The 15,970-nt window shown below is 66.2% G+C and carries 9 protein-coding genes, 2 rRNA genes and 1 other annotated feature; of the genes, 8 read left to right on the top strand and 3 right to left on the bottom strand.

Going from position 1 to position 15,970, the window contains the following annotated elements; all coding sequences use genetic code 11:
• Positions 1-24: 24 nt before the first annotated feature.
• From HYQ63_RS23520 to HYQ63_RS23490, 7 genes are all read left to right on the top strand, one after another.
• Positions 25-255: a DUF397 domain-containing protein gene (locus tag HYQ63_RS23520; RefSeq protein ID WP_123105589.1), complete on the top strand. Its 231-nt coding sequence runs from the start codon at positions 25-27 to the stop codon at positions 253-255.
• Between the two features lie 252 nt (positions 256-507).
• Complete coding sequence (locus tag HYQ63_RS23515; RefSeq protein ID WP_009716148.1) at positions 508-816, top strand: hypothetical protein; 309 nt, start codon at positions 508-510, stop codon at positions 814-816.
• A gap of 303 nt (positions 817-1,119) precedes the next feature.
• The gene (locus tag HYQ63_RS23510; protein WP_179935739.1) at positions 1,120-2,019 is read left to right on the top strand and encodes a hypothetical protein; all 900 of its coding nucleotides are present in this window, start codon (positions 1,120-1,122) and stop codon (positions 2,017-2,019) included.
• Positions 2,009-3,322 (top strand): hypothetical protein, encoded by a 1,314-nt coding sequence (locus tag HYQ63_RS23505; protein WP_179935738.1) that lies wholly within the window; start codon positions 2,009-2,011, stop codon positions 3,320-3,322. Before HYQ63_RS23510 ends, HYQ63_RS23505 begins: the two co-directional genes overlap by 11 nt.
• On the top strand, positions 3,319-4,881 hold the full coding sequence (locus tag HYQ63_RS23500) for an SCO6880 family protein (protein WP_179935737.1): 1,563 nt from the start codon (positions 3,319-3,321) through the stop codon (positions 4,879-4,881). Before HYQ63_RS23505 ends, HYQ63_RS23500 begins: the two co-directional genes overlap by 4 nt.
• 70 nt (positions 4,882-4,951) lie before the next feature.
• Positions 4,952-6,370, top strand: a complete 1,419-nt coding sequence (locus tag HYQ63_RS23495) for an ATP-binding protein (RefSeq protein ID WP_179935736.1) — start codon at positions 4,952-4,954, stop codon at positions 6,368-6,370.
• Between the two features lies 1 nt (position 6,371).
• Positions 6,372-8,210, top strand: coding sequence for a hypothetical protein (locus HYQ63_RS23490; protein WP_179935735.1), 1,839 nt, complete (start codon positions 6,372-6,374; stop codon positions 8,208-8,210).
• A gap of 124 nt (positions 8,211-8,334) precedes the next feature.
• Here HYQ63_RS23490 and rrf read toward each other — a convergent pair.
• The 3 genes from rrf to HYQ63_RS23470 form a co-directional block, all read right to left on the bottom strand.
• Positions 8,335-8,451, bottom strand: a 5S ribosomal RNA gene (gene rrf / locus HYQ63_RS23485).
• Between the two features lie 74 nt (positions 8,452-8,525).
• Positions 8,526-11,587: a sequence feature (mutual gap in cmsearch alignment for this rRNA model is longer than 100), on the bottom strand.
• A gap of 257 nt (positions 11,588-11,844) precedes the next feature.
• A 16S ribosomal RNA gene (locus HYQ63_RS23475) occupies positions 11,845-13,369 on the bottom strand.
• 559 nt (positions 13,370-13,928) lie between these two features.
• Entirely contained in the window at positions 13,929-14,480 is a 552-nt protein-coding gene (locus tag HYQ63_RS23470; RefSeq protein ID WP_179935734.1) for a MarR family winged helix-turn-helix transcriptional regulator, read from the bottom strand.
• A gap of 146 nt (positions 14,481-14,626) precedes the next feature.
• Here HYQ63_RS23470 and HYQ63_RS23465 point away from each other — a divergent pair, with 146 nt between their 5' ends.
• Positions 14,627-15,934, top strand: coding sequence for an MFS transporter (locus tag HYQ63_RS23465; protein WP_179940416.1), 1,308 nt, complete (start codon positions 14,627-14,629; stop codon positions 15,932-15,934).
• Positions 15,935-15,970 lie beyond the last annotated feature (36 nt).

Genomic DNA, 15,970 nt, shown 5'->3' with positions numbered 1-15,970 from the left:
CCCCATGAACCCCAAGGAACACGGATGACGCAGCTGGACTGGCAGCGGGCCTCGACCGACGAGGACGAGGAGGCGGGCGCCTACCTGGAGGTGGCCGCGGGCCCCGACGGCCGGATCTACATGCGCGAGAGCAACGACCCGGAGACCGTCGTCGTCACCACCCAGGCCAAGTGGGACGCGTTCCTCAAGGGGGTCAAGGCAGGGGAGTTCGACGACTTCGCGGAGGAGGTCGCGGAGGATGTCGCGGAGGAATAGAGGGCTCCGCTACCGATCGTTGCCCGGCGCCCACCCGCGTGATACACAGAGTGACCATAAGGCACCTGATGGACCGTGATGGACATGGCTCGTCCTCCTGCCAGGTCACCGTGGTCCACAACACGTACGAGATCCGCCAAGAAATGCCGCCTAGTCGACATGCGGAAGCGGAATCGTCAGCGAAGATAGAGACTGACCCCACGCCGGCTCGGCCGGGGCACACAACTACCCATAAGGGGCGGTGAGTTCATTATGTTCCTAGCGGCCGAAAAGGGCGACATCAACACCATCATCGGCGGAATCGCCCCAGACTGGGGCCCCTTCGGAAGCCTGGGCAGCGAGGCCCGCGTCATGATCGAGGTCGTCATGGCCGTCGCGCTGCTGCTGTGCTTCGGCATCGCGATCTGGGGCGCGGCCAAGCAGCGCATCGGCGCGACCGCACTGCGCGACACCTTCAGCGCGGAGCAGGGCAAGGGACTGATCGTCGCAGGGCTGACCGGCGTGTTCATCATCGGCTCGCTGGGCACGCTCTTCACGATCGTGTACGGCATGGCCATCTAGCCACGCCCCCGCCCCCGCCCCGGCCTGCGCCCCCGCACACCGGAGCCGACCCCCGCGCGCGCGGCGCACGCCCCGCCCCCGAGCCTCCGCCCCCGATCCCCCCTACCGGCCCCACCCTCCGTACCCGAGGCTGCTTCCTGATGCCCGCACCCGCCGCCCCCGTCGCCGAGGTCGTGTCAGTCTGATGTCCACTCACACCACCACGCCCACACGTCGGTCCACGCCGCTACCGTCGTACCAGCGTGGCGGAACACCGACCACGGACTGCGGCAGGGTTGGCACGGTTGAAGGGGCGAGCACGCGATGAGTCTCGGCGGCGACGGCGGCTACGGCGGTGACTACGACTACGACGGCCACGACGACGGCCGCACCCGCGGCACGGCCTCCGGCGGCCACCTGACGCGCACCCGCCTGCCCGAAGGCGACGAGGACCCGTACGGCCCGCCCCGCCGCGGCCCCGGCCGGGCCGTCAAGCCGAGCCGCAACCTGATCACGGTCATCGGGGTCGTCGTCCTGCTCCTCGCCGCCATCGCCTTCGTCAACCGCGGCGGCCAGAGCGACGGCGGCTCGTCCGACGCCGACTCCGGCGGCACCAACGCCGACGCCCAGCCCACCGCCCCCACCGGCACCCGCCCGGTCACCGGCAAGAACGGCACGACGGGCATCGCATCGGGCTTCCCGAAGTCCCAGCAGGGGGCGCAGAGCGCGGCGGCGAACTATGCGGTGGCGCTGGGGTCGGAAGGTATGTACAAAACCGCCCGTCGTCACGCCATCGTGAACGCGATTTACGCACCGGGCGTCGCGGCCACGCGGCTGAAGGAACTGGACAAGGCGCTCTCGGGTAACAAGATCCTCACCAACGCCGGTCTCGATTCAAACGGCAACCCCCCGGACGGGATGACCTTCGTCTCCCGTACGAACCCGGTGGGCACCAAGGTGTCGAAGTTCGGCGACGGCACTGCCCGGATCGCCGTCTGGCACTCGCTTCTCTTCGGCCTCGCCGGAGAAGGGTCCAAGACCCCGGTCACCGAAAGCTGGTACACGGACACGTTCGAGCTGAAGTGGGTCGAGGGTGACTGGAAGGTGACTCAGTACGCCCAGAAGGCCGGCCCCACACCTGTCGGCCGCGATCAAGCCGCCTCCTCAGCTGAGGACATGGCCAATGCCGTACAAGGGTTCGGAGGGTTCACGTATGCCCGCTAATCGCCATCGTGCCCTCTCCATCGGAGCCATGCTCGCGTCCGTCCAGGCCGCCTGCATCCTGCTGGCGTCTCGCGCTGCCGCAGCGCCCTCCCCGACGCCGAGTCCGTCAGGCAGCGACGATGGCTGCTCCGGTGTCGACGGGCAGTGGAAGGACCTGTGCGAGGACAACGGCGGCGGTGGGTCGCCCGGCTCCGACCCGTCAAACCCCCTCGACCCCGCCGCCTCCCTGGCCCGCGGCTGCGCCGACGCCGCCGCCTGGCTCGTCGGCAAGCTCTCGAAGCTCGTCAAGGAGACGGCGAACGTCGACTTCACGAACGAGGCCTTCCTCCGCCAGTACGCCGTCGTCTTCGCCGCCTCGACCGTCCTCACCCTCATCCTCTGGCTCCTCGCCGTCGCCAAGCGAGCCATCCGCGGCGTCCCGCTCGGTGAGGCCCTCTCCGAGGCCATCGGCTTCCTGTGGCTGACGGTCCTGGCCTCCGCCTTCACCCCGCTCATCCTCTATACGGTCGTCACCGCCACCGACGCCGTCACGGACGCCATCGCCTCCGGCACCGGCGCCGACAACGACGCCTTCTTCGGCTCCTTCGCCCAGGCCCTGAAGCGGGACGAGGACATCGGCGGCGGCCCCATCATGCTCATCGTCGTGTCGCTCGTGACGATCCTCGCGGCCGGTGTGCTCTGCCTGGAGCTGGTCATCCGCGCGGCCCTGCTCTACGTCGGCGCCCTGCTCGGCACGGCCGTCTACGCGGGGCTCGTCGACAAGAACATGTGGGGGCACGTCCGCCGCTGGGCCGGGATCATGATCGCGGTGATTCTCGTCAAGCCGGTCATCGTCATAGTCCTCGCGCTGGCCGGCGCGCTCTCCACCTCCGGTAACGAGCCTGACGCCTTCTCGGCCGTCGTCTCCGGCCTCTCCATCATCATCCTGGCCATCTTCGCCAGCGCGATGATCTACCGCTTCGTGCCCGGCTTCGGCGACGAGATCGTCAAGGCCCGCAGTGCCAGCGCCGACCCCGCGTCCCGTCAGGCCGCCGCGGTCATCAGCTCGCCCGCGGCCCTGGTGAAGCAGGGCATCAACACCCACAGCGCCCGCGGCGGGGGCGACGGCGGCGGGGGTCGCCCGGCCCAGACCAAGCCCGCCAACCCCGTGTCCGGCGGCGTCGCCGCGCACAGCTCCCGTACCGGTGGAGGCGGGGGTGCCTCCGGCGCCGGCCGCACCGGCAACTCCGGGGGCGGGTCCGCCCCCGCCCCCCGCTCGCAGAACAACAGCTCAGGCAACAACCCGGGAGGTGACCGGCGGTGACGGTCGATGCCCAGTCCCACGCCATCGCACCGCGCCGCACGTATCTGATCGGGCGCGCCCGCCCCAACGCGATCGTCGGCAAGAACCGCGAGACCGGTGAGATCGCGCTGATCATCGCGGGCGCGTTCATCGGGATGATGTGCGGGCTGCTGGTGCCGATGCTGACGCTGCGCATCGTCGCCCTGGTCGGCTTCCCGACCCTCGCGCTGGCCGCCGTGTACGTGCCGTACAACGGGCGGACGTTCTACCGCTGGTTCGAGATCAACCGCTCGTACCGGCGCAGCGTCCGCAAGGGCACCACCGGCTACCGCTCCGGCGCCGCCGAGGCCGGTACCCGGCTCGACGGCCGCGAGGTGGAGGTCGGCCCGCCCCCCGGCATCGGCCGGATCAACTGGCTGGCCGCGCCGTTCGGCCCGGACGAGATCGCCGTCCTGCTGCACGCCGACCGCCGCACCGTCACCGCCGCGATCGAGATCGAGGGCCCGGGCGTGGGCCTGCGGGACAGCGAGGACCAGGAGGCGCTGGTCGACCGGTTCGGCACGCTGCTCAAGCACGTGGCCAACGGCGACGGCTTCGTGACGCGCCTCCAGATGCTGGCCCGCACCCTCCCCGCCGACCCGGACGCGCACGCCAAGGACGTCGAGCGGCGCGGCGACAACGGCGCCCCGGTGTGGCTCAAGGACTCGTACGACCAGCTTCAGTCGATGGTGTCCACCTCCTCCGAGCAGCACCGCGCGTACCTCGTCGCCTGCATGCACTACACCCGCGACCTGGCCGCCGAGGCGCAGGCCATCGCGCGCGCCACCCGTCGCAGCGGCGGTGGCGGCAGGATCGACAAGGACGCGGGCCTGGCCGTGATCATGGCGCGCGAGCTGACCGACATCTGCGCGCGGCTCGCCGAGGCCGACATCCGGGTGCGCCAGCCCCTCGGGCAGGGCCGGCTGGCCTCGCTCATCCACTCCATGTACGACCCGGACCACCCCATCGACCACATCCAGGCGATGACCAAGCGCAACGCCTGGCCCGCCGAGCTGGACGCGATGGAGCCCACGTACCTCCAGGCGAAGACCCGTGAGTCCAGCACCCGCGAGCCGTGGTGCCACGCCACCGCATGGGTGAAGGAGTGGCCCATGACGCCGGTCGGGGTGAACTTCCTCGCCCCGCTGCTCGTCCACACCCCCGATGTCATCCGTACGGTCGCCGTCTGCATGGATCTGGAGCCCACGGAGATCGCGATCGAGCGGATGCTGACCGAAAAGGTCAACGACGAGGCCGAGGCCAGCCGCTCCGCGAAGATGAACCGTACGGTGGACCCGCGCGACATCGCCGCGCACGGCCGGCTCGACCAGCGCGGCGAGGACCTGGCCAGCGGCGCCGCGGGCGTCAACCTGGTCGGCTACATCACCGTCTCCTCCCGCTCGCCGGAGGGCCTGGCCCGCGACAAGCGGACCATCCGGGCCTCGGCGGGGAAGAGCTATCTCAAGCTGGAGTGGTGCGACCGTGAGCACCACCGGGCGTTTGTGAACACGTTGCCGTTCGCGACCGGTATCCGCCGTTAGCCGACCGCATCTGATCGATAGCCGTGAGAAGACGACTGACGACTGGGACTGGGACGATAGGGGCTCCGCCGTGGCCGATCCGATGACCGCCGTCACCGACGCGTTCACCAGCTTTCTGTTCGGGAAGGTGGAGACGACTCGGCTGCCGGTCCGTACGTCCACGGGGCAGGCGCAGGCCGTCTACCTCCCGACCGCGGCTCCGGGCCTCGGCGACTCGGGCGTCATCATCGGGCGCGAGGTGTACTCCGGGAAGGGCTACATCTACGACCCGTTCCAGCTGTACGGCCAGCAGCTGCCCGCCCCGCACTGGCTGGTGCTCGGGGAGTCCGGCAACGGCAAGTCGGCCCTGGAGAAGACGTACGTCCTGCGTCAGCTCCGGTTCCGCGACCGCCAGGTGGTGGTGCTGGACGCACAGGGCGAGGACGGGGTCGGCGAGTGGAACCTGATCGCCCAGGAGCTGGGGATAACCCCCATCCGGCTCGACCCGATGGCGGCCCTCGACGGCGGCATCCGGCTCAACCCCCTGGACCCGTCGATCACGACGACAGGTCAGCTGGCCCTGCTCCGCACGATCATCGAGGTCGCGATGGGGCACGGGCTCGACGAGCGCTCCGGCTTCGCCCTCAAGGTCGCGCACGCCTACGTCAACGAGACCATCACCGACCGCCAACCGGTGCTGACCGACATCGTCGAGCAGCTGCGCCACCCCGAGCCGGAGTCGGCGGAGGCGATGAACGTCGACCTGGACGACGTACGGGCCTGGGGCCTGGACGTCGCCCTGGTGCTGGACCGGCTGGTCGACGGTGACCTGCGCGGCATGTTCGACGGTCCGACCACGGCCGGAATCGATCTCGACGCGCCGCTCATCGTCTTCGACCTGTCCCACATCGACCGCAACTCGATCGCGATGCCCATCCTCATGGCCATCGTGGGCGTCTGGCTGGAGCACACCTGGATCCGGCCCGACCGCAAGAAGCGCATCTTCCTGGTCGAAGAGGCCTGGCACATCATCAACTCGCCCTTCGTCGCCCAGCTCTTCCAGCGGCTGCTGAAGTTCGGCCGACGGCTCGGCCTGTCCTTCGTCGCCGTCGTCCACCATCTGTCCGACGTGGTCGACGGCGCGGCGGCACGCGAGGCCGCGGCGATCCTCAAGATGGCCTCGACCCGGACGATCTACGCCCAGAAGGCGGACGAGGCCCGGGCCACCGGGCGGGTGCTGGGCCTGCCCCGCTGGGCGGTGGAGATCATTCCGACGCTCTCCCCCGGTATCGCGGTCTGGGACGTCAACGGCAACGTACAGGTCGTCAAACACCTGATCACCGAGGCCGAGCGCCCCCTCGTCTACACCGACCGGGCGATGACCGAGGACGCGATGGCCGTCCAGCTCGCCGCCGAGGCGGAGGCCGAGGAGCGAGCGGCGGCGGCGGTCGAGGCCGCGGCGGAGGCGGACCCCTACGGCGGTCCGTCGTACGGCTCCACGGTGGCCTGACATGGCGGCCGGGCAGTACCGCGGCGGACCCGCGGAGCACGGTCACGGAAGACAGCGGCCCCCGGACGGCGGCGTTCCGGACGGGCTGCTGGTCGGCCTCTTCGCCTTCCTGCTGGGGCTGATCGGGCTCATCTGGTCGGCGACCGGCCTGTCCGCGCTCTTCGCGCACGGCGCCTGGCCGGACGGCCTGACCTTCCTGCACACGCCCCTGGCACTGCGTCACCTGGTGGAGGAGCCGCACGACCTGGCGGCGGCGTGGCCCGACACACCGAAGGCCCAGCTCTCCGGGTACGGGCTGTTCTGGGGCATCCTCATCAGCGAGCTGATGGTGCTGATCGTGCTCGCGGTCTTCGCGGTCGGCACGGTGACCCGCTACCGGCTGGTCCGCGCCAAGCGCCGCGCCGCGCGGGCGGAGGCCGCGCAGAGCGCTGCGGACGGCACGGGTACGGAGCGGGTCCCTGGCCCCGCGTACGCCCCCGAGGGCACCGAGCGGGGCACCGCAGGCCCCTCGGCGGCCGCCGAGGACCCCCCGCCCCTCCATGGGACGGGTACGGGCCCCACCAGACCACCAGCCGACGAACACGGCCCGGCCGCCCGGCCGGAGCCCACCGCACCAGGCCGCGCCGTCGCACACAGCACGCCCGGCGCCCCCGACGCGGTCACGCCTCACGGCACCGGCACGCACCGCTCCGCAGACCCGCTCGAGGCCATCGCCCCTCCAGTCGCCGCGTACGAGACGGCAACCGGCCCCGTCGCCACGGAGCGCACAGAGCGACCGGAACGCACCGAGGCCGAGGCGTACTCCCTGGCCCCGTACGGCCCGGAGGACAGCCCCCAGGGCCCCGTAGCGGCGCCACAGCCGCTGTCCGCCCCAGACGCCGACCTCGCCGCCGGACTGTTCCGCCCCGGTGGGGAACCGGCAAGGTCCCGCGTCCTCTTCGGCGCCGAGCGCGGCGAAGCCGCCGCCCAGGCCATCCTGGAGGCGGTCGGCCCCGTTCTCGCCCTCACCAGCGATCCCGATCTGTGGGCCGCGACCAAGGACGCCCGCGCCAAGTTCGGGCCGACCCATGTCTTCGACCCGTCCCACCTCCTCGACACCCCCGCCCGGCTGCGCTGGAACCCGGCGGACGGGTGCGGCTCCCGCGAGGTCGCGGCCGCCCGCGCCGCCGCCCTGCTGGCCCCCGTACGCCCCGCACACGCGATGGACCAGCCCCTGGCGGAGGCCGCGGAGACGATGCTGCGCTGCTGGCTGCACGCCGCCGCGGTGGACGGCCGACCCTTCCGCCACGTACACCGCTGGGCACAGGGCAGTTCGGCGCATGAGCCGGTACGGATCCTCCGTACGCACCCCAAGGCGGCGGGCGGCTCGGCGGGCGAGCTGGAAGCCACCCTCACCGCGCATCCCGAACGCCGCGATATGGCACAGGAACTGACGGCGCGTGTGCTGGGCGCACTCTCCTCGATCCACATCAGGGACGCGTGCAATCCGGCGCGGGCCGATGCGCTCGCCCTGGAGTCATTCATCGGTGAAGGGGGAACGCTCTATCTGATGGGGGAATCCATCGAGGATCCCCGGTCGCATCCGGGTGCGATGCCCTTGTTGACCGCACTCGCCTCGCACGTGGTCGAGCACGGCCGGCGCATGGCCGAACGGTCATCCTCCGGTCGGCTCGACCCACCACTCACCCTGGTGCTGGATGACGTGGCCGCCGTGGCGCCGCTCCCGGCGCTGCCGGACCTGCTGGCCCAGGGCGCCGCACAGGGACTGCCCACGCTGGCGCTGATGCGTTCGCAGGAGCAGGCACGAGCCCGGTGGCCGCACCGCACGCTGGTCGGGTAAGGCCACGTAGGACGCCCCCGGTACAGCAGACACCAGACAGCGCTGAGCTGAGTGAGCTGAGGGAGAACAGCAAAAAGGCCCTGTTGGGAGCTTCAAGCTCCCAACAGGGCCTTTTCTAAAATTTGTTCGGCGGCGTCCTACTCTCCCACAGGGTCCCCCCTGCAGTACCATCGGCGCTGAAAGGCTTAGCTTCCGGGTTCGGAATGTAACCGGGCGTTTCCCTAACGCTGTGACCACCGAAACACTATGAAACAAACAAACCGGATATCGACACAGTTCGTTATTTCAGAACCAACACAGTGGACGCGAGCAACTGAGGACAAGCCCTCGGCCTATTAGTACCAGTCAACTCCACCGGTCACCCGGCTTCCATATCTGGCCTATCAACCCAGTCGTCTACTGGGAGCCTTACCCCATCAAGTGGGTGGGAGCCCTCATCTCGAAGCAGGCTTCCCGCTTAGATGCTTTCAGCGGTTATCCCTCCCGAACGTAGCCAACCAGCCATGCCCTTGGCAGGACAACTGGCACACCAGAGGTTCGTCCGTCCCGGTCCTCTCGTACTAGGGACAGCCCTTCTCAAGACTCCTACGCGCACAGCGGATAGGGACCGAACTGTCTCACGACGTTCTAAACCCAGCTCGCGTACCGCTTTAATGGGCGAACAGCCCAACCCTTGGGACCGACTCCAGCCCCAGGATGCGACGAGCCGACATCGAGGTGCCAAACCATCCCGTCGATATGGACTCTTGGGGAAGATCAGCCTGTTATCCCCGGGGTACCTTTTATCCGTTGAGCGACGGCGCTTCCACAAGCCACCGCCGGATCACTAGTCCCGACTTTCGTCCCTGCTCGACCCGTCGGTCTCACAGTCAAGCTCCCTTGTGCACTTACACTCAACACCTGATTGCCAACCAGGCTGAGGGAACCTTTGGGCGCCTCCGTTACCCTTTAGGAGGCAACCGCCCCAGTTAAACTACCCACCAGACACTGTCCCTGATCCGGATCACGGACCCAGGTTAGACATCCAGCACGACCAGAGTGGTATTTCAACAATGACTCCACCATGACTGGCGTCATGATTTCACAGTCTCCCACCTATCCTACACAAGCCGAACCGAACACCAATATCAAGCTGTAGTAAAGGTCCCGGGGTCTTTCCGTCCTGCTGCGCGAAACGAGCATCTTTACTCGTAATGCAATTTCACCGGGCCTATGGTTGAGACAGTCGAGAAGTCGTTACGCCATTCGTGCAGGTCGGAACTTACCCGACAAGGAATTTCGCTACCTTAGGATGGTTATAGTTACCACCGCCGTTTACTGGCGCTTAAGTTCTCAGCTTCGCCCCACCGAAATGGAGCTAACCGGTCCCCTTAACGTTCCAGCACCGGGCAGGCGTCAGTCCGTATACATCGCCTTACGGCTTCGCACGGACCTGTGTTTTTAGTAAACAGTCGCTTCTCGCTGGTCTCTGCGGCCACCACCAGCTCACACTGCAAGAGTGATCACCAGCAATGGCCCCCCTTCTCCCGAAGTTACGGGGGCATTTTGCCGAGTTCCTTAACCATAGTTCACCCGAACGCCTCGGTATTCTCTACCTGACCACCTGAGTCGGTTTAGGGTACGGGCCGCCATGAAACTCGCTAGAGGAAGCGGATCATCCACTTCACCACAACCATACTCCTCGGCTACACCCTTACCCCGGGACAACCACCGCCCGGGCTGGACTACCTTCCTGCGTCACCCCATCACTTACCTACTACCACCTTGGATCAGCGGCTCCACCACTCCCCTCAACTCCGAAGAGATCAGGGCGGCTTCACGGCCTTAGCATCAGAGGATTCGATATTGGGCGCTTCAAAGCGGGTACCGGAATATCAACCGGTTGTCCATCGACTACGCCTGTCGGCCTCGCCTTAGGTCCCGACTTACCCTGGGCAGATCAGCTTGACCCAGGAACCCTTAGTCAATCGGCGCACACGTTTCCCACGTGTGTATCGCTACTCATGCCTGCATTCTCACTCGTGAACCGTCCACAACTACCTTCCGGCGCTGCTTCACCCGGCACACGACGCTCCCCTACCCACCACAGCCCTCGTTAGAGGTATTGCTGTAGTGACACGACTTCGGCGGTACGCTTGAGCCCCGCTACATTGTCGGCGCGGAATCACTTGACCAGTGAGCTATTACGCACTCTTTCAAGGATGGCTGCTTCTAAGCCAACCTCCTGGTTGTCTCTGCGACTCCACATCCTTTCCCACTTAGCATACGCTTAGGGGCCTTAGTCGATGCTCTGGGCTGTTTCCCTCTCGACCATGGAGCTTATCCCCCACAGTCTCACTGCCGCGCTCTCACTTACCGGCATTCGGAGTTTGGCTAAGGTCAGTAACCCGGTAGGGCCCATCGCCTATCCAGTGCTCTACCTCCAGTAAGAAACACACGACGCTGCACCTAAATGCATTTCGGGGAGAACCAGCTATCACGGAGTTTGATTGGCCTTTCACCCCTAACCACAGGTCATCCCCCAGGTTTTCAACCCTGGTGGGTTCGGTCCTCCACGAAGTCTTACCTCCGCTTCAACCTGCCCATGGCTAGATCACTCCGCTTCGGGTCTTGAGCGCGCTACTAAACCGCCCTATTCGGACTCGCTTTCGCTACGGCTTCCCCACACGGGTTAACCTCGCAACACACCGCAAACTCGCAGGCTCATTCTTCAAAAGGCACGCAGTCACGACGCAGAGACAAGTCTCTGCGCGACGCTCCCACGGCTTGTAGGCACACGGTTTCAGGTACTATTTCACTCCGCTCCCGCGGTACTTTTCACCATTCCCTCACGGTACTATCCGCTATCGGTCACCAGGGAATATTTAGGCTTAGCGGGTGGTCCCGCCAGATTCACACGGGATTTCTCGGGCCCCGTGCTACTTGGGAAATACGCAAGAGAGCCGTACAGATTTCAGCTACGGGGTCTTACCTCTACGCCGGGCCTTTCGCATGCCCTTCGCCTATCCATACGGTTTCTGACTCTCCGACCGGTAAGCAGACCGATCCAGCACACTCCCACAACCCCGCATGCGCAACCCCTGCCGGGTATCACACATACGGTTTAGCCTCATCCAGTTTCGCTCGCCACTACTCCCGGAATCACGGTTGTTTTCTCTTCCTGCGGGTACTGAGATGTTTCACTTCCCCGCGTTCCCTCCACACTGCCTATGTGTTCAGCAGCGGGTGACAGCCCATGACGACTGCCGGGTTTCCCCATTCGGACACCCCCGGATCAAAGCTCGGTTGACAGCTCCCCGGGGCCTATCGCGGCCTCCCACGTCCTTCATCGGTTCCTGGTGCCAAGGCATCCACCGTGCGCCCTTAAAAACTTGGCCACAGATGCTCGCGTCCACTGTGCAGTTCTCAAACAACGACCAGTCGCCCACAGACTTCATGGACTCCGGCCTCCGAGGGGTCATTCCCTCAGACACCCAACAGCGTGCCCGGCAGATCTTCCTCACCACGGTCCCGTTCCACGCCCCGAAGGGGCAGTACTGAAGACGGCAGCTCAGCCGATCCACCGAATAGTCAACGTTCCACCCATGAGCAACCGTGCAAGTCATTCGCTCGCAGTCGGCTATGTGCTCCTTAGAAAGGAGGTGATCCAGCCGCACCTTCCGGTACGGCTACCTTGTTACGACTTCGTCCCAATCGCCAGTCCCACCTTCGACGATTCCCTCCCACAAGGGGTTGGGCCACCGGCTTCGGGTGTTACCGACTTTCGTGACGTGACGGGCGGTGTGTACAAGGCCCGGGAACGTATTCACCGCAGCAATGCTGATCTGCGATTACTAGCGACTCCGACTTCATGGGGTCGAGTTGCAGACCCCAATCCGAACTGAGACCGGCTTTTGAGATTCGCTCCACCTCACGGCTTCGCAGCTCATTGTACCGGCCATTGTAGCACGTGTGCAGCCCAAGACATAAGGGGCATGATGACTTGACGTCGTCCCCACCTTCCTCCGAGTTGACCCCGGCAGTCTCCTGTGAGTCCCCATCACCCCGAAGGGCATGCTGGCAACACAGAACAAGGGTTGCGCTCGTTGCGGGACTTAACCCAACATCTCACGACACGAGCTGACGACAGCCATGCACCACCTGTACACCGACCACAAGGGGGCGCCTGTCTCCAGACGTTTCCGGTGTATGTCAAGCCTTGGTAAGGTTCTTCGCGTTGCGTCGAATTAAGCCACATGCTCCGCCGCTTGTGCGGGCCCCCGTCAATTCCTTTGAGTTTTAGCCTTGCGGCCGTACTCCCCAGGCGGGGAACTTAATGCGTTAGCTGCGGCACGGACAACGTGGAATGTCGCCCACACCTAGTTCCCAACGTTTACGGCGTGGACTACCAGGGTATCTAATCCTGTTCGCTCCCCACGCTTTCGCTCCTCAGCGTCAGTATCGGCCCAGAGATCCGCCTTCGCCACCGGTGTTCCTCCTGATATCTGCGCATTTCACCGCTACACCAGGAATTCCGATCTCCCCTACCGAACTCTAGCCTGCCCGTATCGAATGCAGACCCGGGGTTAAGCCCCGGGCTTTCACATCCGACGCGACAAGCCGCCTACGAGCTCTTTACGCCCAATAATTCCGGACAACGCTTGCGCCCTACGTATTACCGCGGCTGCTGGCACGTAGTTAGTAGCGCTTCTTCTGCAGGTACCGTCACTTTCGCTTCTTCCCTGCTGAAAGAGGTTTACAACCCGAAGGCCGTCATCCTCACGCGGCGTCGCTGCATCAGGCTTGCGCCCATTGTGCAATATTCCCACTGCTGCCTCCCGTAGGAGTCTGGGCCGTGTCTCAGTCCCAGTGTGGCCGGTCGCCCTCTCAGGCCGGCTACCCGTCGTCGCCTTGGTAGGCCATCACCCCACCAACAAGCTGATAGGCCGCGGGCTCATCCTGCACCGCCGGAGCTTTCCACACACAGACCATGCGGTCGTGTGTCGTATCCGGTATTAGACCCCGTTTCCAGGGCTTGTCCCAGAGTGCAGGGCAGATTGCCCACGTGTTACTCACCCGTTCGCCACTAATCCCCCACCGAAGCGGGTTCATCGTTCGACTTGCATGTGTTAAGCACGCCGCCAGCGTTCGTCCTGAGCCAGGATCAAACTCTCCGTGAATGCTTCCAGGTAATCCTGGTGAACACCACGAGAGCGGAACCACCGGAGGAATAATCCGATGGTTCACAGCGTCCTCGCTGTGTTTTTTCTTCAAAGGAACCTCGACCACATCGATGATGCGGACGGGGTATCAACATATCTGGCGTTGACTTTTGGCACGCTGTTGAGTTCTCAAGGAACGGACGCTTCCTTTGAAACCGTATCACCGGTTTCTCCGGGCTCTTCCCTCCGGCCTTTCGGCCTTTCGTGTTTCCAACCTTACCAGATCCGTTTTCCGTTCCGTTTCCGGTCCGAATTCCGTTTCCGGCCCCTTGTTGGAGCGGGGTGTTTCGCGCCTTCCGGCGTGTCCACCACTTTAGCGGATTCCCCCGGATGCTCATAATCGAGCTTTTCGGTCCGGATTTCGGCATGCCGAAGTCGTTCCCGATTGGGGGTCGTGCAGAGTGGTTTGCCGCCGGTGCGGCTCGAGTGCGTACCGATGAACCGTTACGGCTCTGTGGCAGCTGGGGGAACATTACGGATCGGTCTGATCGGTGTCAACCCGTGTCGGCCGAATGCCTCAACCGAGGTCGTTCAGCCGTCCGTCGGCGTCCGGTTGGGCCTCCTCCACCCGGCGCAGGACGCGGGCGAGCATCTCGCCGAGGGCGCCGCGCTCCTCGGAGGACAGGTCCTGGAGCAGGTCTTCCTCGAAGACGGAGGCCCGGCGCATCGCCTCCAGCCACTTCTCGCGGCCGCCGGTCGTCAGCTCGACGATGACGCGGACGCGATTGTTCTCATCACGCTCCCGGGTGACGAGCCCCTCGTTCACCAGGCGGTCGATGCGGTGGGTCATGGCGGCCGGGGTGAGGCCGAGCCGCTTGGCCAGTTCGCCGGGGCCCAGCTGGTACGGGGAGCCGGACAGGACGAGGGCCTTCAGGACCTCGAACTCGACGCTGCTGATGCCGAGGGTCGAGGACTGCCTGCTGTAGGCGACGTTCATCCGCCGGGTGAGTCGGCTCAGGGCGTTCACGACCTGCTCCACCTGCGGGTCCAGGTCCTGGAATTCGCGCTGGTAGGCCGCGATCTGCTCCTCGAGGGTCAGCAGGTCGTCCGGGTCGGGGGTGTCAGCCATGTGCGGAGTATGACACGGAACTCGTTCGCACTGAACTTCTTCGCCGTGTACTCTTAAGCGTCGAAGTTTAGCTTCGAAGTCTTGAGGCTTCGAGTATGCGGGCTTCGTCCGACTCCGTACGACCTTCTCGACCTAGGTAGGTGAGTGTGACCACCGCGATGGGCGCAGCGCTGCGCCGGATCCAACTGGGCAACGCGCTGAGCGCGTTCGGCAACGGCTTCACGGTCCCGTTCCTGTTCGTCTATGTGGCGCAGGTGAGGGATCTCGGTGCGCATACGGCGGGCCTGGTGCTCGCGATGTTCGCGGTGGCCGCGCTTGTCGTGCTGCCCTTCACCGGTCGGGTGATCGACCGGCGGGGGCCGCTGTCTGTTGCCGTCGCGGGTGCGATCGCCTCCGCCGTGGGTTCGCTGGGGCTCGGGCTGGCGGCGAGCGAGCCGCTGGTCCTCGCCGCGGCGGGGGTGCTCGGCGCGGGCATGGCGGTGATCCAGCCCGCGCTGGCCACGCTGATCGTGTGGTGCTCGACGCCCGCGACCCGGTCGCGTGCCTTCGCGATGCAGTTCTTCCTCAGCAATCTGGGGCTCGGCGTCGGCGGGCTGCTCGGCGGGCTGCTGGTGGACACCTCGTCCCCGGCGGGCTTCGTGCGGCTGTTCGCGATCGACGCGGTGATGTTCCTGGTGCTGGGTGCCGCGGTGGCGACCGTACGGCTGCCGAAGGGGCCGGTGCTCGACGGTGCGGTGCCGACCGAGGCGTCCGAAGGCGGGTCGGGCGGCTGGCGTGCCCTGCTGGAGCACCGGGCCATGGTGCAGCTGTGTGTGCTGGGGTTCGTGCTGTTCTTCGCCTGCTACGGGCAGTTCGAGTCCGGGCTGTCGGCGTTCGCCGTGGACGTCGCCCATGTGTCGCCCGCGATGCTGGGCGTGGCCCTTGCGGCGAATACGGCGGCGATCGTGCTGGCGCAGTTCGTGGTGCTCAAGCTGGTCGAGCGGCGGCGGCGCAGCCGGGTGATCGCGCTGGTCGGGCTGGTGTGGACGGTCGCGTGGGCGGTGGCCGGGGCCGCCGGTCTGGTGCCGGGCAGCGAGGTCATGGGCACGGCCGCGATCGTCTCGGCGTACGCGCTGTTCGGTCTCGGTGAGGCGATGCTGTCGCCGACCGTCGCACCGCTGGTGGCCGATCTGGCGCCGTCGTCCCTGCTGGGGCAGTACAACGCGGCGTTCTCCCTGGTGAAGCAGTTGGCGCTGGCGGTCGGCCCGGCGGTCGGCGGGCTGATGGCGGGTGCCGGTCTCTACGGGGCGTACATCGCGGGCCTGATCGTCTGCTCGCTGGGCATATCGGTGCTCGCGCTGAGGTTGGGCAGGCGGCTGTCGGCGCGGCAGGACAATCCGCTGCGCGGGGCCGCCGGTCCCTCGGTGCCCGCGCTGCGTTCGGAGTCGTCCGCCGCGGTGACCACGGCGGCCTGACCGGCCGCCGGGCTCCGGGCTCCGGGCTCCGGTCCG

The organism is Streptomyces sp. Rer75 (genome assembly GCF_013414305.1).
GTDB lineage: Bacteria > Actinomycetota > Actinomycetes > Streptomycetales > Streptomycetaceae > Streptomyces > Streptomyces himastatinicus.
Note: the sequence above shows the minus strand (reverse complement) of the source record. Positions and strands in the feature narration are given on the sequence as shown.

Bases quoted from the DNA above. Each gene is read 5' to 3' on its own strand.
- HYQ63_RS23515 (WP_009716148.1), top strand. From the start codon at position 508: ATGTTCCTAGCGGCCGAAAAGGGCGACATCAACACCATCATCGGCGGA.
- HYQ63_RS23520 (WP_123105589.1), top strand. From the start codon at position 25: ATGACGCAGCTGGACTGGCAGCGGGCCTCGACCGACGAGGACGAGGAG.
- HYQ63_RS23505 (WP_179935738.1), top strand. From the start codon at position 2,009: ATGCCCGCTAATCGCCATCGTGCCCTCTCCATCGGAGCCATGCTCGCG.
- HYQ63_RS23470 (WP_179935734.1), bottom strand. From the start codon at position 14,480: ATGGCTGACACCCCCGACCCGGACGACCTGCTGACCCTCGAGGAGCAG.
- HYQ63_RS23490 (WP_179935735.1), top strand. From the start codon at position 6,372: ATGGCGGCCGGGCAGTACCGCGGCGGACCCGCGGAGCACGGTCACGGA.
- HYQ63_RS23510 (WP_179935739.1), top strand. From the start codon at position 1,120: ATGAGTCTCGGCGGCGACGGCGGCTACGGCGGTGACTACGACTACGAC.